Genomic DNA, 20,172 nt, shown 5'->3' on the forward strand with positions numbered 1-20,172 from the left:
GGTCAGCGGCTCCTTGGCCCTGGGCTGGTCGGGGCCGTGGTCCCTGTCGTCTGCCTCACGTCGTCTCACAGCGCCCCCTTCGGTGTCCCGCGGCCCACGCCGGCCCGCACCATCGCCGCGGCCGAACGCCGCGGCGCCGCCATGGCCCGCGTGAAGGGCCAGGTGCAGGCCTGCGCCGCGGCCTGCTGGGTGTCCAGCCACCGGACCCGGTCGATGCCCGCCTCCCCGGCCGCCTCCACCACCCGGCGGCTCGCCTGCGCCAGCTCCTCACGGCTGCGGGCCGAGATCGTCACGTGCCCGGCCCACGACGCCCCGTGATGCCCGCCACCAGCAGTCAGGTCCCGCACCCGGCGGGCCGCGGCCTCGAGACGGACCTCGGCGTCGGCGTCGGTCATCTTGCCCTTGCGCTGCTCACGCAGGATGTTGCCGCGGTCGGTGCCCTCGTCCTGACGGGCCGCGCGGCGGGCGTCGATCGCCGGTACCAGGTCGACCTGCAGCGACACCGAGCGCACGATCTCCGAGCCGACGTGCGCCAGCAGCGGCGCCAGCCACAGCGAGGTCCGCTCCCCCAGCTGCATCGCGGCCACCGGCAGCTCGCACGTGCGGTGCCACCACGTCACCTCCTCCCCCGCCACCACCCCCATCTGTCCGGCCTGACCGAACCCGGCGTGACCGAACCCGGCGGCGGTCACCCGGGTCGCGGACCACTCGTCCTCACTGGCCAGCCAGCACGTGGCCGGCGACACGTCACCGGCCTGGTCGATCATGAACCCGGGGTGCTGCTGGTTCCGGGTCACCGCGGCCACCTGCGCCGCGCTCAGCGCAGCGACCTGACCGAAGTGCGCCGCGCGCAGGGCGCGGGTGAACCCGTCGACCTCAGCGGCCATGAGGGCCCGCCAGCCGGCCTGCCCGGGCCCGTGCAGGCCGGCCTGGGCCTTGAACCAGTCCGTCAACGGCCACCGGGCGACCACGAAATGCCGGGACACCAGCGCCCCGGCCTCGATCCGCCGGATCAGCGCGTCGTAGGACGCCGTCAACGCCGGGTGGGCGTCCGGGTCGATGTTCTGCATCACCCACCGCTCGTGGCGGGCTGCGTCGACCGGCAGCACCCGCGTGATCGTCTGCACCCGACCCACGAGCCGGTCCTCCCCACCGAACTTGGCCAGCAGCTGCCCCCACCGCTGCGCGTTGGCGTCCAGCGCGGTGTTGGACTCGATGCCCTTCACCTGCCCGTCGACCGCGAACACCACCGTCAGGTAGGCGTCCTCCCCGGCCGGTTCGTGCCACGCGATCCCCGGCACACCGCGGCCATCCTGCAGCCACCCCAGCCCGTCCACCCCGTCCGGGAGGTCCCGGACCGGGTGGTGCGCCGCGACCCGCTCGCGCCGGCGCAGCCCCTGCAACCGCGCCAGCTCGTCCGCGTCGACGCTGGACGCGGGCACGAACCGGGTCACGTTCTGCCGCTGCCGCCACCGCCAGCGACGACGGGCCTGCCACCGCTCCAGCACCGTGCCGCCCGGCGAATCCAGCGTAAGGACCACGATCACGAGGCTGCCCACCGCCAGACCAATCACCATCGCCCACTGGTGCCCAGCCACACCCAGCAGCGCGCACACCACCACCAGCACCGTCAGCGCCCCGGTCCGGAGGCGGTTACCGCGGACCCCCAGCAGGCCCCGGCTGTGGGTCTCCCCACCCAGGAACGACGTCCTCACCGGCCACCACTCCCGTCCGTCCCGTCCGTGACGTGTGAGTCGCGCTCACCGAAACGCATCGCCTCCGGCGCGTCCTGCGCGTGCTGCTCCACGAACTCCTCTGTCTTCGCGGCCGCGGCCGCGGCGAGCCCTACCGCCATCAGCGGGATGCCCACCGCCGCGCCCACGCCCGTCGACGTCGCCCCGGCACCGGCCGCAGCCGCGGCCGTCCCACCAGCCGCCGCTCCCGCACCCGCCCCAGCACCAGCCCCAGTGCCGGCCCCGGCACCAGCCGCGGCCCCTGCCCCAGCACCCACACCTGCCCCCGCACCGCTACCACCGGCCGCCGAGGCCGCCCGCGAACTGCCTGCCGAGCTACCTGCGCCCGCACCGGCCGGGACCTTCCCACCGCCAGCAGTCCCGCCGCCCGGGCTGCCGCCGGGCCCTGACCCGGCCTGCTGCGACGCCCGCGCCGCTTGCTCCAACCGCCCCGGCCCCCTGCTCCTGCCACCAGCGCTGCTGCCGGCACCGCGGTCACCCGCGCCGGCACCATCAGACGAGCCCGACGATCCGCCGCCCGAGGACGAATCCGGCGTCGACCGGGCGGCACGAGCAAGCTCGGAGTCCTGGGGCGAGCCCTCCGGCACCCGCGGCGACGGCATCAACCGTGCACTCGACGTGGGACCGGACCCCATCGGCAGCACGGGCGCGAACTTCAGCAGCAGCAGCGGGGACAGGCCCGCCAGGATCATGGCCATGGCCGCGGTGAACAGGTTCACCAGGATCTGCAGGCCCGGGTCGTCGAAGTTTGTGGCCAGCCCGCCCGCGAGCTGGAACGCCACCCCCAGCATGAGGAAGAGCAGCGCGTGCGAGGCGAGGATGCCCACGATCACCATCGGGAGCCGGGTCCCGAAGCCACGCCGGTGCTGACTGGCCACCCACGCCCACCCCAGCGGGAACAGCGCCCCCGCGCAGTACAGGGCTACGCCTTGCACGATCATGATCAGCAGCGCGCCGAGCACCCCGCAGAACAGCAGGACGTACACGACGATTGCCATGATCGCGCCGCCCGCGATCCCGGCCACGTCGCCCTGGCCGACCGACTCGTCCAGCTGCGCGATCACCGTTTCGGTGCCCGAGGTCACTGATACCCCGAACACCAGCTCACCCAGCGCCGAGAACACACCCGTCAGCGCGGCCATCACCGCCGGCCCGAATGTGGCCCCGAGGAAGAACGCCGGCGTCCACTGCAGCATTGTCTCGATGAAGTCGTCCCCCGCGATCGTCCCGCGGGTCAGCTTCAGCAGCTCCCACGCGAGCACGCATACGAACAGCAGCACCGCCAGCCCGTAGGAGAACGCGTAGATCCGCAGGAACCAGTCCGCGCTGAAGTCCGGCAACGTGTACTGGCTCAACGCCGGCAGCACCACCGACACCAGGCCCTGCACCGACCCCCGCAACGCATCCGCGATGTAACCGAGCGGGTCCGACCCGAACTCGATCGCCGTCCCCACCGCCTCCGCTCCCCGCCCAATGGCGCAGCCAGGAGACCTGGGAGCCACCTCGCAAACGGCCTCGGTCACTGCGCCGGCCATCTCAGCAGCCGCCCACGTACAGGACACCGAGAGAACGAATGTCTTCGACGCTCCGCGCAGCTGTCGCGTCCTGAACGTGCCAGCGACCGTTGACGCTAGTCAGCGTGTACGTGCCCCAGAGCTCGACCGGGGCACTGGTGGCTCCGTTCGCCGTCCCAGAGCCGCCGGACAAGACCGTCACGACGGCCTGGTCCGAATCGAAGGATTCGACGTAGTAGCGACCCCCGGCGAAGTTCGCGTCCAACGTGAAATCGCCCTCCGGTTCCTCGGTGTCTCCACGGGCGGCGTCGGTCGCCCCAGGTGCGAGCACTTCTTCTAGCAGCGCCGCCTCACCCTCAGGGCGGGGCAACTTGTTGCCCCAACGGACCCAAGTTGCGGCGAAGGCGGCGGCGCCGGTCTCGCTGATGGGCGCCTGTTCCTGGGCGGTGAGCAGGGCCTGGTTGAGGTCGTCGTCGCCGCCGAGGCAGCCGTCGGCCCGCGCGACGCCTGTGACAGTTGCGTCGTCCTGGCTGGTGTCCGGGGTGCCCAGCGTCGGTGGGGGTGCCGGGGGCTGGGTCACGTCGGTGGAGGGCTGCCGGTTCAGCAGGAGGCCGAGCGTGACGCCGAGCAGCACCACCACCGCGACGGCGAGGACGACCACCGGCCAGCGCCGGCCCTCAGGCGGGCGGGCGGTGGGCTGCTCGGCGCCCATCAACCGAACAGCCAGATCAGGAACGCCACGATGATCGGGAGGCCGATCAGGCCGCCGAGCCCGATACCGGACCAGACCACCTTCTCGCGGGCGTCGGCGTATTGGCCTGCGTGCGAGCCGCGGGAGTGGGCCATCTTCACCAGGCTCGTGGCCAGGAACGCGATCGCGAGGACGATCAGCATCCCCCAGAACACCGCGAACACCGTCATGACCCGATCCCCGGCGGTGCCCCACGCGAACGTTGGGGTCACCCCGTCCAGCGGGTTCTCCATCCCGCCGTCGCCAGAGCCGCCAGCCCTCACCAGCAGTGCAGTCAATCCGTCCATCGGTCAGTCCTCTCGTAGGTCCGGGGCGTGCGTTGCCGTGATGCCGTAGTGCCGTCGTTACGGGAGCAGCAGCCGCGGCCAGCCGCGCGCCAGCCGCGTCTGGCTGGTCAGGTGTTCGCGGCTTGCAGGGAGGTCACGACCGCGGCCGCGACGCGGACCCACTGCCGTCGGGAGTGCTCGCTGAGGTGGGCCAGGGTGATCTCCCCGCCGGCGGCGATCGCCGGGTCGTGGGGCACGTCGACGGTCTCGGCGACACCGAGTCCGGTGAGCTGCTCCGCGAGCTCCTCGAGAACCCCGGTCGGTTCGGGGGCTCCGGTGTGGGTGACGACGACGACGGCCTGCGTGAGCAGCCGCCGGCCGTGCTCGCTGCGGTCCAGCTCGGCGGCCAGGGCGAGGACACCGTCGACGGCGTCCGGGTGCACGGTGGTCGGGATGACGAAAACGTCGCTGGAGCGCACCAGCTGCGCGAAGACCGCCGACTGCGGGTTGTTGCCGGTGTCGGCCACGGTGATGCGGTAGTAGGTGTCCAGCACGGCCCTGACCGCCTCCACGTCGGCCGCCTCGAGCAGGGCTCGCGCGCCGGCCGAGCCGACGACGTCGGCGTGGGAGGTCTGCGGGGCGGTGAACCCGCCCAGCTCCCCCGCCGAGGTGATGCGCTCCGCCCGTTCGAGGAGCTCCGCCAGCCCTCGGGTGGGCTGGCCCTCCGCGCGGGCGGCCAGGGTCCCGGGGGCCTCGCTGGCCTCCCACGCCGCGACGTACCCACCCCGGATGTCGCCCAACACCCCAGCGAGCAGCAACGACGTCGGCGTCTTCCCGCTGCCACCCTTCGGGTTGGCGACCACCACGCCCTGCGGGCGGGTCCACGTCGTCTGCCGGATCAGCCGGACGTCCTCGTGGTAGCGGGCCTCCCCGGCCGCCGGGGCCAGCTTCACCGTCCCCCCGCTCCAGGCCCGCACCCTGCCCCGCCACCCCCACGTCGCCACCGGACGAGCCGCCGGGGCCCGGGACACCGCGTGCCGACTGCTCCGCACCACCAGCGTCTGCCTCGCAGCGGTCTGACCGTCGGGGGTGGGTCCTCCGGCGTTCGGCACGTCCTGCCGCCCGACGTCAGCCGCGCCGACGCCGTCCGTTGCGGCCGGCGGCGGACCCCCGACAGTCATGCCGTGCGCCTTTGGCGCCCAGCCGGGTTCCCCCTCCGTTACCGGTGCCGTCATCGCTTCCTCGGGCGCCTCGTCGTAGGTGGCGCTGCGCGCCGCCCCGGCGAACAAGCCCGTCTGCGGTCCCTGCGTCATCCGCTGCTCCCCTGCTCCGAGCCAGTCCCCCGGCCCCCGGTTTGTCGTCTTCCGTCCCTTACTGATCGTATGACACCATGCCTTGATCTGGGAACGCTTACTGCGGGTGGAGGTGAAGCGAGATGTGGTTGAAGGGCTGGCAGACTCCGCGGTCACTGCTGCGACCTGCGGAAGGCGACCACCCGTGTACCCCGGCCTGCACACCCTCGACACCCTCGCCGTGGCGCTCGGCGTCAGCCACGTCACCGCCAGCCGATGGGTCCGCGCCGGCACCGTCCCGGCCGCCCGGATCGGCAAGCTGTGGCGGCTGTGGGGACCAGCCGTCGCCGAACGGCTCTACGGACCGGACGTCGACATCGCCGCCCTCGCCGCCCCACCCGCCCCGCCCGGCGAGCCCGAAATCATCGGCGTACGTGAGCTCGCCGAGCGGCTCGACATCGCTCACGGCACCGCCAGCCGCCTCGTCGCCGCTGGTGCCTTCCCCGCCACCGCCCGTACGGGTCAGACCTACCGGCTGCACTGGCCCACCATCCGCGACCAGATCGCCCGCGGCGAGGACTTCATGCCCCTCAACCCCCGCCCAGTCCGGGTTCAGACACGCAAGACGCCCCGCTGAAACCGTGACCGCCATCCCCCGTCACCTCCTGCCCGTCAACCCCGTCGGCGTCATAAGCGCCCTCGTGCTCCTGGTCACCCTCACCGGCTGCTCGGCGACCGACTCCACCGAACCCCTCGCCACCCCCGAGGTCACAGCATCGCAGAACCCCACGACAGCACCCGTGACTCCGTCCACAGGCCTCAGCCAGAACCCGCCCTCGAGCCCGACGCCAGGGGCACCCGGGCCGGAGGACCCTTCGAGCGGCACCGGGGCTGAGACCAGCCAGGACCCGGCAAGCGCGCCACCGGCGCTGTCAACGGCGGCACCGGACGGGACGGTGGTTCCCAGCACCGAGCCGCTAGACGTCGACGACACCACCGCACCCGGCGCCGCCGTCGGGTTCGTCCGCGCCATCACCCGCACCGACCTGCCCTACGAGCAGTGGTGGGCCGGTCTGGCCGGCTTCCTCAGCCCCGACGCCACCACCATCTACGACAACGTCGACCCCGCCAACGTCCCCACCGACCCACCCACCGGGCCCGGTGAGCTCGACCCCGCCTCGACCCAGTTCCTCGCCACGGTCACCGTCCCCACCGACGCCGGGCCATGGACCGTCACCCTGCTTCGCCTCGACACCGACCGCTGGCTCGTTGACCGCGCCACGCCACCCAGCCCATGACCGCCACTGCACCACGGAGGAGCCGGACATGAGGATCCTCGTCGCCGTCGTCCTCAGCCTCGCCCTGCTTTTCGGTGGCCTGGTTAGCACCACGCTCTTCGTCGGAGGAGCCGGCACCGCCACGGCCGCCGCCTGCGGCCCCACCGGGGCCACCCTGCCGGCCGGCGCGGCGCCTCCCGGTTCCAGCCCAGCCCCGGCCAGCGGGTCCGACGAGCCGGTCCCGGGCTGGGACGCCGACCAGGTCGCTATCGCCGCGGCGATCATCGCGGCCGCGACCGAACGCGGGCTGAACGCCCGCGCCCAGGCCATCGGCGTCATGACCGGCATCGGCGAGTCCACCCTGCGCAACCTCGACCGCGGCGACGCCGTCGGCCCCGACTCCCGTGGCGTCTTCCAACAACGTGACAACGGCGCCTGGGGCACCTACGAGCAGCGGATGACCCCCCAGCTGGCCGCCGGGACCTTCTACGACCGCCTCCTCGAGGTCCCCGACTGGCAGAACCTCTCCCCCACGCTCGCCGCCCACGCCGTGCAACGCAACGCCGACCCCCAGCACTACGCCCGCTTCTGGAACGACGCCGTCATCCTCGTCGCCGCCATCACCGGCAACCCCACACTCGCCGCCACCCTCCCCCGGGCCGGCGACCTCACCTGCGCCCCCGGCGCCCTGGACCAGCTCACCGGCAACGGTCCCGCCTCCGGCGGGACCTGGCCCGGCGAGGGATGCACCGCACCCGACCCCACCGGTGGCCGCTGCCTCACCCCCCGCACCGCCACGCTCGCCACCCAACTCCTCGCCGCCAGCGTCCCCGTCGCGTGCCAGGCCGACCGGCCCTGGGCCCCGAACTCCGATCACAACACCGGCAAGGCCTGCGACATCACCTACGGCAGCCTCGGCGCCTACGCCGCCGGCGCCGACCGCGCCGCCGGCGACCAGATGGCCACCCAGCTCCAAGCCGCCGCCGACACCCTCGGCGTCGCCTACCTCATCTGGTACGGCCGGATCTGGCACAGCGACCGCGCCGACGAAGGCTGGCGCCCCTACAACGGCGGCGGCACCTACGACCCCACCGCAGCCACCGGCGGCCACTTCGACCACATCCACATCAGCATGCGATGAGCGTCACGAGGCCCGCACTGGGGTCTGCCCGCCACCGTGTTCGCCCGGTGCGGCGGCGGCGGACCCGACACGCCGTGCCTGTCGGGTCCGTGGAATGCATCCCTGCTGGTGGAAGGGTTCGGTTTATGTCAGCGATCAAGGGCCGCGCGAAGCGCACCAGCCAGGAACCGGTCGTGATCCTCCAAGCGCGCGTCAGCCCGACCATCCGTGCCAAGGCGCACGAGGCGGCGGCGGCCCTGGGCATTTCCGTAGCTGCGTACGTGGAGCAGCTCATCGCCCACGAGCAGCTCGATGAGACCGGCCGACCTGTGTGGTGGCCCGAGACTCCGCACCCCCACCAGGAGGAGTTGCCGCTCAGCAGATCCGCCTAGGGCAGTGCCCTAGACATGACGAAGGCCCCGCGCCAACGGGGCCCTGCGTCTAAGTATCTGAGACCAGTTTGGACCTGGTCCGATGTTGTCTCCGTGAGGGAGACCCCTTAACGAGAAGGGGCTTTGTGCTGCCATGAGGGTAGCCGATCCAGATCCAGGCGCAAGGGCGCCTGGCGCATCTGACGGCGCGTGTCGCGCTGCCGGTTGGGCGTTCACGCGTGCCCTGAGCCCGAGGGCAACCGTGCGGGTGGCGGCGGTCGACGCCGACTCGACGGTGCTGAACGCCTACACCGGACAGCACCGGGTGGACCAGGACGCCCCGGTGCTGCCGTGGGCGGTGCACCTCGCGGGCCGCGACCAGCGGTTCCGGCTGCTGGCGTTCGACCTGGACGCGAAGACCGACCCCTCCCCCGCCCACCGCGACGCCGGCGTCCTTGCGGGCCTGCTGCAGGAGGTCGGGATCGCGCACGTGGTGTGCGAGTCCGGGCCGTCCGGAGGCCGGCACGTGTGGGTCGCGCTGGCCGGGTCCGTCGACGCCGACACCGCCGCCACCCTCGCCCGCCTCACCCGCCACGTCTGCCCGACTCTCGACCTCGCGCCGCTGACGAACCCGGTCACCGGCTGCGTCCGGCCTCCCGGGGCGCCGCACCGCGACGGCGGGCACTCCACCGTCCTGTACGGCGAGGTGAGCACCTTGACCGCGCGCACAACGACGCCAGAGCAGGTCCGGGCGCTTGTGTCTCGCCTGGCGCAGCTGGTCGGCGACGCCGTCGAGCCGACCGCCGCGCTGGCGCCGTCGACGCCGTTGCCGGTGGACCAGCACGGCCACCTCTACCTGCCCGGGCCCCGCCGGGCCCTGCCCCCAGTCAGCCAGCACGCCCTCCACGACCAGACCACCACGGGCGGCATTGGTCTGGATGCTGGGCTCGGCGCTGGCGGCGGTGCTGGCGGCGGTGCGGTCCTGGGGGATGCCTCAGCGGTGCTGTGGACGGTCCTGATCGGTGCGGTGTCGGCGCGCTGGCGCCACGACGACGTCGCCGCTTTGGTGGCCACCGCGCCGGGGCTGGAGCACCTGCGCTCCGAGCGTGACCGCGGGCAGCGTCGGGCCCGGCCCGCGCACGGGCCGTCCTCCCCCGCCGCGGTGCTGCGCCGGCAGTGGCGCAAGGCCGTGCAGCACGTGGCCACCACCGCCCGGCAGGTCGGCTCCGACCCGACATTCGACGCCCGCGCCGACGCCATCACCGCCCACGTCCGTGACGTGCAGGCCCGCGCGGATGCCACCGCGGGCCGCTGGAGCACCGGCGCCGGCCCGGGTGACCGGCGGGTGCTGGACGTGCTGTGCGTGCTGGCGTTGCAGGCGCTGTGCGCCGATCTGGAGGCCGACAACCGCCGGGTGGCCCTCCTAGCCGGCATCGGCCGCGAAACGGCGCGCACGGCCCTGCTGCGCCTCGCCCGGGACGGCTGGATCACCCAGACCCTGCCCGCCCACGGACCCCACGGCGCCCACTGGGCCCTCACCCCCACCCCACGCAGCACCAGCGCCGCCTCCGGGGCCTCGCCCGCATCGGCCGTCGTGGCCGGGACTACCCCTCCCCCAGTCGTCATCCACAGGGATGTCCCTACACGTCGGGCACAAGCGGACCCGCGCCCCGCAGGGGCCGGGGCCGCTGAACGATCTGCCCTGCTCGCTGGCCTGACCGCCCGCATCCAGGCTGCCGCGCACGACGTGTTCACCAGCAGACCAGGGCTTGGTCACCACCTGGGCAACATCTACGCCAGGACCACCCACCAGCTAGCCACCACCGTCCAGCTCGCACGGACCTTGGCGCTGGCACCGCAGGACCTCGAGGACGCTCTGCAGCGGCTACGTGTCGTCGACCTGGTCGTGCAGATGGAAGGCGGGTGGCGGCGACGTCACGCCGACCCGGACCATGCTCGTGCGGCGCTCGACGACCTCGCGCGAGCCCTCGACGTCGCAGGCCGCCTGGGCGACCGGGTCCGCCGCTACCGGGTGGAACGACTCTCCTGGGCCTGGTGGCAGGCCGAACGGGCCTGGATGACCGCCCCCCGACGCACCCACCACACCCGTCGGGCTGGCACCGGCCAGCTCGACCTGCTCCCCGAGCTCGGCACCAACGTCTACGGCGCCTACCCCCGCCGCGCCGACGGCCGCGCCGACTACCGCGCCGGCCGCGCCGCCGCCAGCGCCGTTCTCGACAGCGGCGAGCAGCTGGGCCACTCCCCCGCCCGCCAGCAACCAGCAACCCGACGCACTGCCGCGTGAACAGCGCCCATGCGGGCACAACCACCGGGTGTGGGGCCGTCAGCCGGGGTCTCAGCGTCGCCCGGTCGACCGGAGGTCACCACGGCCGGCGGCGGCACCGCTGCGCTCTACGGAGGCACCCCAAGATCCTTCGAACCCGTACTCCGCTTCGCTCCGCTCGAAGCATCTTGAGGCCCCACCTCCTCCGGCCACCACCACCCGCGGTCAGGCTGCGCCTCGCCCGAACGACGGTGAGACCCGCACCACGAACAACGTCACCAGCACGCCGTGCACCCTCGGCGGTTGGGCGCCGACGCCCCGAGGGGCGCCGAAACGAACTGAAGGGCGCAGGGGCTCCGCCCCCACACCCCCGGCCCTCACTCCGGTGAGGCACCTAGTAACACTTGCAACGCTAGGAATACTATGAAGGGTAGGAAGACTAGGGAAACTAGGAAAATGGACAACGTGACCCCGGCGCGCCTGCAGTCCTGGTAACTCTATGAACGCTACGAATAGGCGGAACGGTAGAAATCCTAGGAAAGGTATGAACGCTATGGACCGGACCGCACTGCGACGGGTCGTCGCCGTCATCAACGGCAAGGGCGGCGCGGGCAAGACGTCCGTGACCGCCAACGTCGCCGGCCTCGTCGCCAACTCCGGGTTCCGCGTGCTCGTCGTCGACATGGACCCGCAGGGCAACCTCGCCGAGGACTTCGGCTACACCGAGGGGGAGGCCGACGACCAGGGCCAGGCCCTCGCTGCCGCCCTCGCTTTCGGGCAAGCAGCTGCCCCGCGGCGTGACGTCCGTACCAACCTCGACGTTTTCGTCGGCGGGTACCACCTCGACGCCGCCGCAGCCGCCCTTGCGGCCGCCAAGGACCAGGTAGGTGCTCGTCTCGCCCTGGCCCGCGTCCTCGAGCCCATCGCCGGGGACTACGACCTCGTCCTCATCGACTGCCCCCCAGGCATCGAAGCCCTCCAGAACGCCGCCGCAGCCGCCGCACGCTGGGCCCTGGTCCCGGCTCGCTCCGACGCCAGCTCACGCAAAGGCATGCTCGACGTCGCCCGCCGCCTCGACGCAGTCGTCGACCTTAACCCCGGCCTCGACCTCCTCGGGGTCGTCCTCTTCGGCACCGGCACCGGCGCTCACCGCATCAAGCACGAGGCCCGTGAACGGATAGTCGAAGCGCTCGGAGCCGCCGACGTCGTCCTCACCACCACCATCCGCCACTCCGAAGCCACCGCCCACGCCGCCCGCGAACGAGGCCAGCTGGTCCACGAGCTCGAGGAGGAAGCACGCAAGGGACCGTCTTGGTGGCAGATCCGCCGCGGCGAAGCCAGCGGGGCCGGGGGAGCACCCCGCACCGCCGGCGGCGTCGCCGAGGACTACCACGCCCTGGCCGAAGAGATCGTGTCCCGCATTACCGCCGCCGAGGCCCAGCAAGCCGATGAGGTCAGCGCATGAGCGAGCAACAGGCACCCGACCGCACCATCCGAGGCTTCGGCACGGCCCGCAACGGTGGGGGAGTGCACCCCGACGCCAGCCGACTCCTGGCCCGCAACCGAGTCTCACCACCACCATCGCCGCAGCCCGTCCGCAGTGACGCCGCTGAGGTGACCGACATCGACATGGAACGGGCGACCGTCGTTCCCCCACGCGCCCAGGTGCGACGGCAGGCGCCCCAGGCCGCGCCGCGGCCGGCGGTCAAGGCCCAGATCAACGTCATGGTGGCCAGTGATCTGCGCGCCCGCGTCCGATCCGCCTACCGCGCCACCTCAGCCGCCGAGGGACACCGATCGTTCTCCGACTTCGTCGCGAGCCTCCTCGAAGCGGAAGCCGCCCGGCTGGAACAGCAGTACAACGCTGGCCAACGGTTTGGGGGAGGGGAGCAGCCCCTGACCCCCGGCCGCCCCCTTGACGCGTAGCTGGCCGCGGACGAACGGCTCCGCGCAGGACTGCTGGCATGAGCGTGGTGGAGGTGCCGCGGCCGCCGGAGGTGCCAGGGTTCCCGGGCCCAAGCAGGGGGGACACGCTGCGGCTGCTGTGGTGGGCCGAACGAGGCTTCCTGCACGGGGCCCGCACGGGCCGTGGGGGATCGCGGGTGTACTCGGCGTTCCTGGCGCTGATGTGGTGGCCCGCCCTGCCGGTGCTGCTGGTGGGGCAGTGGTGGGCCCTGCGACGCAGGAGCGCCCGCTACTACTTCACCCCGAGCCGGGACGCGGTCCTGGCCCTGGTCGCTAATCCCAACGGGTGGCAGGTGTCCGAGCACTACACCGCCAAACCGGGAGCCGGTCGAGGCCGCGCGCTGCGTGAGGCGCTGGTGCCGCTGCTGCTGGACGAGGCCGACCGGCAGGCCGTCACCGTCTACGGCACCGCCGCGACCCGCAGCCTGGCCCGGCAGTACGCCGCGCAACTGCCCGGGGTCGTCGACGTCGGGCGAGGGTTCTACCGGGGCCGGCGCCTGCAGCGACTTCCGTCGCCCCGGTGAGCGACACTCACCCGCCATGAGCATGCAGGCGGAGAGTCATGGTGCCGTGGAGGTGCTGCACGAGGGCCGGTGGCTGCGCGGGCGGCTGCTGCACACCTACCGCCTAGCAAACGGCCGCTGGCGCGGCAGCGTCCGCTACACCGCCGGCGAAGCTGTGCCTCGAGCTGATTCAGCGCACCCTGCCGGTCCGACGGGGGGCCGTCCGGGTCCAGGCCGGCCAGCAGGTCGGCCAGGGCGCTGTGGGCACTCTGGAGCTCCGCTGCGCTGGTGACTGGCAGCGCTAAAGCTGCGACCGCTTCCAACCGCCGTGACGCAAGCAGCCGGCGCCCGGTGCGCAGTCGCCAATGTGCGTCCAGATGCTCCAACGCCTCCAGCAGGGCCAGTGGAGGCAGCGGCGCGCCTGGTGCTGCGGCTGGTTGTGGAACGCCGACCAAGAGTTCCAGTTGCTGGAGGTAGTCGGTCGCGGTCCGCACCTGGACGAACCGCAGCAGGTTCTGTTGGGTGATGTCCCAGGACCAGCTGTCGGAACGCCCATCGTCGCTGTGACTCGACCAGGTTGCGGGCTCTCGCTCCAGAAGCCCCCGCAGTTGAGTTTCCGTGCCGCGGAAGCCGCACCGTGCTCGCACTGTCGCCAGTAGATCGCGCCCGTCTAGTACTAAGGGCCGGACCTCGTGAGGGGTCGTGACGTGGTCGACCGCAGCCTCAGTCGCCACGTTGAGGGCAGTAAGGAACGCCGGCAGAAGTAGGTCGTCCTCAACCTGGGTTAGGCCATGCACCGTCAACGACAAGCGGTCCGCAAGTCTCGGGGCGATGCCCCGCGGGCTGCCCGCGACGGGGCGGTAGTGGTCCTGCCACTCCGGGAGGCCACGTAGCGCGGTCTCGGCGGACCATCCTTGCTGAGCGGCCTGGTTGAGGACCCACTGCCAGACCGGCCACTGACCTGAACCGTGGCCACTGCCGCGGTGAAGCAGAACCAGCAGCTCACGACTGGCAAGGTCGACCGGGTCGGTGAGGAGCACGAACGGACGCTAGCGCCAAAGGCCCACACGGCACTGACGCACCGGAGGCACCAGGTACGTCCTGGCGGGCCGGTCGCATCTGGGGGCCCGGGCGCTGGTCGAGGTGGCACTGGAACAAGGCCCTGAGCGCAGGGGTGGGCGTCGACGGGACCGGGATGGTTGCCATACGAATCCTGCGAGACGCCGCCGCCGGTTGCGGCCTATCAACCCTCAGTCGGGCCTCAGAACCGCCAACGTCAAAGAAGGGTGTTCGGCCCGAAGTAGCGGATGACGACATCATCGCCATCGAACTCCCACAGGATGAGCAGCTCCTCACCTCCGGCCACTCCCTGGACTGCGCAGATCCCGTTGGAGAACAGGTGGGCGCTGGCTCGCCGGTCGACCGGGCGCTCCCTCAGCCATCCGAATACCCGATGAGCCCAGTCGAGTGCAGGTTCCGACGCCGCCTCGTAGACGTCGTCGGCTTCAGGGTCCAAGAAGAGGGTCACGCCAAGACTCTACCCTATCGCCCCACCGGGGCATTGCCCTCTAGGGGTAAGTGTGTGTACTGTTGGGGCTGGCACGCCACCTCTGCCCACCACCACACTGACGCCGACCGACGAAACAGAACTCCCTCGGCGTCTTGGGAGACACCATGACGACCCTGACCCCCGCCCGTTCGCCCATGATCGAATTCGATTCCCGCAGCCGACTGACCTTGCCCGGCAAGGCCCATCGTCGCTACCTGGTGCACGAGCACGAGGACGGCACCGTGGTCCTGGAACCGGCGGTCGTGCTCAGCGAGCTTGAGGCTCGCTACCTGGCTAACCCGCAGCTGCAGGCCATCGTCGAACGCGGCCGGGCCAACCCTGAGAAGCGCCGGGCTCTCCCCGAGAACTCTTGATCAACAGCAGCGGTGGCCCGACTAGGGCCACCGCTGCTGTGTCCTTGGAGCCCGAGCCACTGCCAGGTCGGCGCGTCCTGCGCCGTGCAATGTGAGACCGGCAGCGGTACCTGGCGCGGTTCACGCAGCGCTATGTGGCCGCGCGGCAACTTGCGATAGGAGACCCACCCGGTGATCGACTTGCATCCCACGACTCACCTGCAGGCTGCCGCTTGGGTACCCGATGACGACCCCGAGCGTCCGTGGGACGAGGCGGCAGGTCTTGCGGCGGACTGGATCTGGGCGCGTAGCGAAGTCGAGGGCGTCAAGCCACTTCTGGTGACCAACACCTTCCAGAACGCCAGAGGCATCGCGAGCCTGGATAGGATCGCCGGGTTGGGCGGCCAGGCAACCCCGCAAGGCAAGCAGCACTTCGAGCGCGGACCAGTGTTGGCGTATGTACCGGATGAGCGGACCCTCAAGCTCGCCCTCGACCTGGCGCGCGGGGCCTCGCTGGCGGTTGTGGAGACCGTCAGCTTCCCGCTCGCCGAGTGGGCGGCCGCTGCGGGAGCCACCAACCTGCTGAACGGCAGAACCAGCTCGAGCAGTCTGCCGGACGACGTCACGACCGATCTCGACCGTGTTGTGTTCTTCGGCGGCAGCAACGGCTGGACGGGACCGCACGAGAAGCAGCACGCCCGCAACCACCTGGTAGGCCACGTCCAGAGCGGACGACTGACGCTGGAGCAGGCGGCTTCCTACGTCATGGCCAAAGGCGTCTCCGGCAAGGGAGCCGCACGTCTGCGCCAACTCCTTGAGAGAGCCGGGTAAGGATTGCCGTGGCTGCCGTCCCAGCAGACACGCCTGGTCTCGCCGGAGCGCGGGGGTCGAGTGGGACCGCCGCCTCGGGACGCGATCTTGGAGGTTGTCAACAACGGCGTCTTGTGTCCCACCACCGTTCGATTTGCACGCGCTCACTGCGCGCCTGGACCGCGCGGCCGAGCGCATGCTGCGGGCGAACCTTGGGCTGCCATACCGTCCGTTCCTGGTGCTCGTCGGCGAGGACCCACCGACCCAGCGCATGCGGTGGCACGACGACGGACGCGCCGAGGTGCGGGGCCCCGGTGCGTCCGACCACGAGACAGTCGCCATCGTGGGGTTCGAGCTCGCCCACCTGCACCCGCTCCAGGAGGCACTACGAGCCGCGGTTCAGCGGCTTGGGCCCGCCGGTTAGGGTCGCGGGCGTCGACAGGCCGACGACGGAGTTGCGTGGGGCTGGGACGCGAGGTGAAGCGACACAGCACTGCGGCGCGCCGGGCGACGAACTCGACCCGGGTCGAAGAGCGGCGGTCCTCAGGGCTGCGACAAGACCGGGGCCAGCGTTGCAGCCAGGACGCGCCAGCTCCCGTGGTCACGGACCCACAGCCGGGTGTAGCGCAGTCGGGCGGCCGCCTCCACGCCGTCCTGCACGGCGTGGACGTCGGCGACGATCCGGGTGGTGCCCGTCTGCCCGTCGTCCTGGACCTCGATGGACTCCTCGACCAGGCGGGTGATCCGCAGGGCCCCGCTGCGGTAGCTGGCGAGGTCGTCCGCCTTGCCGAAGACGGTCCCGTCGGGTCCGACCCCCACGACTCGAGGGTGCAGCAGCGCGTCAAGGGCATCCACGTCCCCGTCGCGCTGGGCGTCCTGCAGACGTCGTTCGGCCGTCATCAGATCCATCCAGGCACTCTTGCTCTCCGCTGCGCGCCCAGCAAGCACCGTCTGCTGACAGCGGAGGCACCCGCAGACCCGGGCGCCGTACGGCCGCCCATCGGCCACTGGCACGCTGTCTCCGCATGCCGGTCGGAATCCGGGAACGGTCACTGGCTATCGCGGTGCTCCCACCAAAGCCCAAGGTGCCTGCGCTGCCCTGAGGTGCGCCTGTCGAAGGGGTCATGCGTCGCGCCCCAGCCGCTACCGGCGGAGGAGCAGGTCGGCCAGTGAGCGGGCCATCCAGGCGATGTAGCTCTGGTGGGTCCAGCCGAGGCGGGTGACGACCCGGTCGTAGTTCTCGCTGCCGATGAGGACCCAGAGGCTGTCGGCGAGCTCGTCGACCTCGACGTCGTGGCGCAGCCACTCTCGCTCGGCCAGCATCGCCACGATCCGTCGGCTCTGTCCGCGGATCATGCGCGACAGCTCGTTCAGGTCTCTCTCGACGGCCGGGTCGTCAGCGGCCGCTGAGGCGAAGGCCCGCCACAGTCGGAACGTCTGGGCGTTGAAGGTGGCCACGAGCTCGGCACCGTGACGGCAGAACTCGGCAGCCGTCGCGGCCTCCCGGGTCGCTCGCGCCTGTGGCGCGGAGAAGAAGTCCTCGTCCGGGCCTCCGAAGCTGAGCTGGTGGACGGCCGCGGTCAGCAGGCCCCGCTTGGGTCCCTGAGCCTGGACGGTCTCCACGGACACCCCGGCCGTCTCGGCGAGCTTGGCCAAGGTCGTCCGCGCGAAGCCCTCTTCGGCGAACCGCTCGGCGGCCGCCGCGAGGACGCGCCGCCGTGTCTCGGCCGCCTGCTCGGCGCGGAGCGCGGAGGTGTACCTGCCCTTGGACATCAAACTCCTTGACACTGGATTCACTACGTCGCTACCGTACTCAACACCCCCTTGAGGGGGACAACCTGAGGATCGTACGACGCGAGTAGACGCACCCCGATGCGACATGCCGGGACGCGTCCGCACGCCCCATCCCCACACGCCGGCCTCTAGGAGCCGGCCACCGACCTCACGACGCGAGCACCTCTGCCCGCGTCCGTCACCCACGCCCCTAGAAGGAAGCACTTATGAGCTATCCCGTCGTAGAGAACCCCGTGACCGGTGAGCGCGCGATCGTGCGCCGAGCACCCACCGACACCTCGCCCCTGGTCGCCGACCTCTACGCCCGTCCCGGGGCGGCCGTGGTCGGCGAGCACGTCCACCCGCACGCCCGCGAGGCCTTCACCGTGGTCAGGGGCACCCTGGGCCTGAAGGTCGACGGGGTCGAGAGCCGCGCCACCCCGGGCACCCGGGTCGTCGTCCCCCCGGGCACCCCGCACGACTGGTGGAACGTGGGCGACGAGACCGCCTGGGTCATCGTCGAGGTGGATCCGGGCCGCAGGTTCGAGGCCATGATCCGCAACCTGTTCGGCCTGGCCGCCGACGGTCGGACCGACGCCACGGGGCGACCCGGCCTGCTGCAGGCGTCCCTGCTGTCCCGGGAGTTCGACGACACCATCCGCTTCACCAGCCCGCCCCGGGCGGTGCAGCGACCCCTGTTCGCCGCCCTGGCCCCCATCGCCCGACTGCGAGGGCTGCGGGGGCGGTACGAGAAGTACGAGCAGCACACCGGAGCGACCGTCGAGGAGCTCGAGGTGCTCCCGTCCGAGGTCGCCGCCCTGCTGCCCGCCTTGACCTCCGACCGCACCCCCTGACCGCGGGGCGGTCCCGACGCGGCCCGTCCGACCACCACCGCGTGGCTCACCCCCCACCTGTGAGGACCTCACGACCATGTCCACGTGCACCGTCATGGAAGACCCGCTACCCACCGCAAGCCTCCCGCCCTCCCGGGCGCAGGTCGGTCCGGCTCTCGGCCAGCTCGCGGAGATGGTCGCTGACTCGCCTGACACCCGGACGGGCCGGTTCGCCCTGGCTAGGGTCGTGCACGACCTGGAAGACCTCGCCGGAGCGACGCTCGGCCCCACCCACGGGGACCCGATCGTGGTGCTGCAGCGCCGCTTCGCCCGCGCACACCGCCTGCTCCTAGCCACCGAGCCCCCGTTCGACGTCGACCGCGTGCACAAGCACCTGTGATCATCCGCTGCCCCAAGCGGGCCATTGCCCGCGAGAATTGCTTCGTCCTCCTCAGCCCCGAGCTCCCCACCCAAGACCACACCGTGGCCGCGTGACGTCCATAGGAACATCACTGACCGGCGACTGACTGGTGCAGACCCCGTCCGCGGTCAGTGAGCGGTCATCGTCGGCCCGAACACTGGGTGCGAGACCCGCTGCGGGGCCCGACGGTGGCCCGCTCGGTACCCCCGTGTGTCCACGACCACCTCTGATCTCTATCCCGACCGGCAATGATTGAAGGAGCAGGACATGAGCACGACCCAGAATGACGCAAAAGCAGACGACCAGCCGCAGGCTCAAGAACGGGGCTCGCTTAAGCCGGGTCCGGTCCCCGTAAGGCGTGTTCTCGACGGGGCCGACCTCGCGGAGGTCATGGCGCGGTTGTCCGTTGGTCGACCGGGTCACGTGCCGGCCGGCATGGCGGTGGCGCAGGACGTCGCCGCTGCTGCGAGGACCGCGGCGCGGGCCGCGTCCGGAGAGCTGTCTGTCCGGGCGGTCCGGGACATCGTGTCCAGGGCCGAGATGCAGACGTACCCGTACTCGACGATCGGCGTGCTGCGGGTGCGACGCCGCGGTGATGCGTCGGCGGTCTGGTTCCCCGGTGGCAGCGGCGTGCTGGTCGGTCCGTATCACCTGCTGACCGCGACCCACGTGTTGAAGAACGAGGACGGCAAGGGCTTCCCGATGAGCGAGTACGAGCACGAGTTCGTCCCCGCCTACCACCGGGGTTCCCCGGGCGGGAGGCCGCAGCTGTGGTCGGCCTTGACTGGGCGGACCGTGGAGGCCGGGCCGCGGGACGACCCCGGCGGGTGGAATGAGGTCAGCGGCTGGGACTTCGTGGTCTGCGAGCTGGACCCGGCGGACCGTCTGGGTGAGCACTGGGGCTGGATGGCGGTCGCGTGGGGCGGGAACAGCTTCTATCAGGACCGGACCTGGACCAGCGTGGGATACCCCTCCTCTACCGCGGACGGGGAGGAGCCCTCGCGGCACCAGTGGGTCGAGGTGGTCGACGTCGAGGACGACAAGCACGGCACGAAGGAGATCGAGACCCACGACGCGATCACACGCGGCTGGTCAGGTGGACCGTTGTTCTCCACCCGCAACGGGGAGTGGGTCGTCGGTGGGGTCGCGTCGGGCCGAGAGTACGAGGGTCCGTGGCCCGTCGGTGACGACACCACCTACGTGTACGCCGGGGGCAAGCGGCTCGGTGCGGTCGTCGACCAGGCATGGCACGACTGGCGGCAGTACGGCTGGTCCGGCTGGCAGGACCTGGGTGGGCAGTTCCCTGCGGGTCACAGCGTGTCCGCCGTGTCGCGGC

Annotated in this window: 21 protein-coding genes; 13 read left to right on the forward strand and 8 right to left on the reverse strand. The window is 71.7% G+C overall.

Annotated features, from left to right (window positions below):
- Positions 1-65: 65 nt before the first annotated feature.
- The 5 genes from SJY06_RS22035 to SJY06_RS22055 all read right to left on the reverse strand — a co-directional run bounded on the left by SJY06_RS22035 (position 66) and on the right by SJY06_RS22055 (position 5,238).
- Positions 66-1,715, reverse strand: a complete 1,650-nt coding sequence (locus SJY06_RS22035; protein WP_380169771.1) for an SCO6880 family protein — start codon at positions 1,713-1,715, stop codon at positions 66-68.
- Positions 1,712-3,208, reverse strand: a complete 1,497-nt coding sequence (locus SJY06_RS22040; protein WP_380169772.1) for a hypothetical protein — start codon at positions 3,206-3,208, stop codon at positions 1,712-1,714. Before SJY06_RS22040 ends, SJY06_RS22035 begins: the two co-directional genes overlap by 4 nt.
- Before the next feature lie 82 nt (positions 3,209-3,290).
- A complete protein-coding gene (locus SJY06_RS22045) occupies positions 3,291-3,980 on the reverse strand; it encodes a hypothetical protein (protein ID WP_380169773.1) in 690 nt (229 codons plus the stop codon).
- Positions 3,980-4,306, reverse strand: a complete 327-nt coding sequence (locus SJY06_RS22050) for a hypothetical protein (protein WP_380169774.1) — start codon at positions 4,304-4,306, stop codon at positions 3,980-3,982. The genes SJY06_RS22045 and SJY06_RS22050 overlap by 1 nt, the downstream gene beginning before the upstream one ends.
- A 107-nt stretch (positions 4,307-4,413) precedes the next feature.
- Entirely contained in the window at positions 4,414-5,238 is an 825-nt protein-coding gene (locus tag SJY06_RS22055) for a hypothetical protein (RefSeq protein ID WP_380169775.1), read from the reverse strand.
- A gap of 544 nt (positions 5,239-5,782) precedes the next feature.
- Here SJY06_RS22055 and SJY06_RS22060 point away from each other — a divergent pair.
- From SJY06_RS22060 to SJY06_RS22095, 8 genes are all read left to right on the forward strand, one after another.
- Positions 5,783-6,214: a helix-turn-helix domain-containing protein gene (locus SJY06_RS22060; protein ID WP_380169776.1), complete on the forward strand. Its 432-nt coding sequence runs from the start codon at positions 5,783-5,785 to the stop codon at positions 6,212-6,214.
- A gap of 319 nt (positions 6,215-6,533) precedes the next feature.
- Complete coding sequence (locus tag SJY06_RS22065) at positions 6,534-6,875, forward strand: hypothetical protein (protein WP_380169777.1); 342 nt, start codon at positions 6,534-6,536, stop codon at positions 6,873-6,875.
- Between the two features lie 28 nt (positions 6,876-6,903).
- Positions 6,904-7,995 carry a hypothetical protein gene (locus tag SJY06_RS22070; protein ID WP_380169778.1) on the forward strand — a complete coding sequence of 364 codons (1,092 nt, stop codon included), beginning with the start codon at positions 6,904-6,906 and terminating at the stop codon, positions 7,993-7,995.
- Between the two features lie 125 nt (positions 7,996-8,120).
- Positions 8,121-8,366 (forward strand): toxin-antitoxin system HicB family antitoxin, encoded by a 246-nt coding sequence (locus SJY06_RS22075; protein ID WP_380169779.1) that lies wholly within the window; start codon positions 8,121-8,123, stop codon positions 8,364-8,366.
- A gap of 241 nt (positions 8,367-8,607) precedes the next feature.
- Positions 8,608-10,650, forward strand: coding sequence for a hypothetical protein (locus tag SJY06_RS22080; RefSeq protein ID WP_380169780.1), 2,043 nt, complete (start codon positions 8,608-8,610; stop codon positions 10,648-10,650).
- 532 nt (positions 10,651-11,182) lie between these two features.
- A complete protein-coding gene (locus SJY06_RS22085; protein ID WP_380169781.1) occupies positions 11,183-12,094 on the forward strand; it encodes a ParA family protein in 912 nt (303 codons plus the stop codon).
- Positions 12,091-12,555, forward strand: a complete 465-nt coding sequence (locus tag SJY06_RS22090) for a hypothetical protein (protein WP_380169782.1) — start codon at positions 12,091-12,093, stop codon at positions 12,553-12,555. Before SJY06_RS22085 ends, SJY06_RS22090 begins: the two co-directional genes overlap by 4 nt.
- A gap of 38 nt (positions 12,556-12,593) precedes the next feature.
- Positions 12,594-13,118 carry a hypothetical protein gene (locus SJY06_RS22095; protein ID WP_380169783.1) on the forward strand — a complete coding sequence of 175 codons (525 nt, stop codon included), beginning with the start codon at positions 12,594-12,596 and terminating at the stop codon, positions 13,116-13,118.
- 1,255 nt (positions 13,119-14,373) lie between these two features.
- Here the strand turns inward: SJY06_RS22095 and SJY06_RS22100 are convergent.
- A complete protein-coding gene (locus tag SJY06_RS22100; protein WP_380169784.1) occupies positions 14,374-14,625 on the reverse strand; it encodes a hypothetical protein in 252 nt (83 codons plus the stop codon).
- A gap of 146 nt (positions 14,626-14,771) precedes the next feature.
- Here SJY06_RS22100 and SJY06_RS22105 point away from each other — a divergent pair, with 146 nt between their 5' ends.
- Positions 14,772-15,020: a hypothetical protein gene (locus SJY06_RS22105; protein ID WP_380169785.1), complete on the forward strand. Its 249-nt coding sequence runs from the start codon at positions 14,772-14,774 to the stop codon at positions 15,018-15,020.
- 171 nt (positions 15,021-15,191) lie between these two features.
- Positions 15,192-15,830 carry a hypothetical protein gene (locus SJY06_RS22110; protein ID WP_380169786.1) on the forward strand — a complete coding sequence of 213 codons (639 nt, stop codon included), beginning with the start codon at positions 15,192-15,194 and terminating at the stop codon, positions 15,828-15,830.
- Positions 15,831-16,352: 522 nt separating this feature from the next.
- Here the strand turns inward: SJY06_RS22110 and SJY06_RS22115 are convergent.
- Together SJY06_RS22115 and SJY06_RS22120 are read right to left on the reverse strand one after the other, a co-directional pair.
- Entirely contained in the window at positions 16,353-16,718 is a 366-nt protein-coding gene (locus SJY06_RS22115) for a nuclear transport factor 2 family protein (RefSeq protein ID WP_380169787.1), read from the reverse strand.
- 234 nt (positions 16,719-16,952) lie between these two features.
- The gene (locus SJY06_RS22120) at positions 16,953-17,582 is read right to left on the reverse strand and encodes a TetR family transcriptional regulator (protein ID WP_380169788.1); all 630 of its coding nucleotides are present in this window, start codon (positions 17,580-17,582) and stop codon (positions 16,953-16,955) included.
- A 227-nt stretch (positions 17,583-17,809) separates the two neighbouring features.
- On the opposite strand from SJY06_RS22120, the gene SJY06_RS22125 reads away from it, so the two are divergent.
- The 3 genes from SJY06_RS22125 to SJY06_RS22135 form a co-directional block, all read left to right on the forward strand.
- A complete protein-coding gene (locus tag SJY06_RS22125) occupies positions 17,810-18,436 on the forward strand; it encodes a cupin domain-containing protein (protein ID WP_380169789.1) in 627 nt (208 codons plus the stop codon).
- 226 nt (positions 18,437-18,662) lie between these two features.
- On the forward strand, positions 18,663-18,815 hold the full coding sequence (locus SJY06_RS22130) for a hypothetical protein (RefSeq protein ID WP_380169790.1): 153 nt from the start codon (positions 18,663-18,665) through the stop codon (positions 18,813-18,815).
- Between the two features lie 456 nt (positions 18,816-19,271).
- Positions 19,272-20,172 (forward strand): trypsin-like serine peptidase (locus tag SJY06_RS22135; RefSeq protein ID WP_380169791.1); only part of this gene is annotated, 901 nt, incomplete at its 3' end.

The sequence above is a fragment of the Jannaschia sp. R86511 genome, assembly GCF_042466345.1.
GTDB lineage: Bacteria > Actinomycetota > Actinomycetes > Actinomycetales > JBBAYJ01 > Aquipuribacter.

Coding starts and splice junctions, on each gene's coding strand:
- SJY06_RS22045 (WP_380169773.1), bottom strand. CDS start 3,980: ATGGGCGCCGAGCAGCCCACCGCCCGCCCGCCTGAGGGCCGGCGCTGG.
- SJY06_RS22050 (WP_380169774.1), bottom strand. CDS start 4,306: ATGGACGGATTGACTGCACTGCTGGTGAGGGCTGGCGGCTCTGGCGAC.
- SJY06_RS22070 (WP_380169778.1), top strand. CDS start 6,904: ATGAGGATCCTCGTCGCCGTCGTCCTCAGCCTCGCCCTGCTTTTCGGT.
- SJY06_RS22075 (WP_380169779.1), top strand. CDS start 8,121: ATGTCAGCGATCAAGGGCCGCGCGAAGCGCACCAGCCAGGAACCGGTC.
- SJY06_RS22085 (WP_380169781.1), top strand. CDS start 11,183: ATGGACCGGACCGCACTGCGACGGGTCGTCGCCGTCATCAACGGCAAG.
- SJY06_RS22090 (WP_380169782.1), top strand. CDS start 12,091: ATGAGCGAGCAACAGGCACCCGACCGCACCATCCGAGGCTTCGGCACG.
- SJY06_RS22095 (WP_380169783.1), top strand. CDS start 12,594: ATGAGCGTGGTGGAGGTGCCGCGGCCGCCGGAGGTGCCAGGGTTCCCG.
- SJY06_RS22105 (WP_380169785.1), top strand. CDS start 14,772: ATGACGACCCTGACCCCCGCCCGTTCGCCCATGATCGAATTCGATTCC.
- SJY06_RS22115 (WP_380169787.1), bottom strand. CDS start 16,718: ATGGATCTGATGACGGCCGAACGACGTCTGCAGGACGCCCAGCGCGAC.
- SJY06_RS22120 (WP_380169788.1), bottom strand. CDS start 17,582: ATGTCCAAGGGCAGGTACACCTCCGCGCTCCGCGCCGAGCAGGCGGCC.
- SJY06_RS22125 (WP_380169789.1), top strand. CDS start 17,810: ATGAGCTATCCCGTCGTAGAGAACCCCGTGACCGGTGAGCGCGCGATC.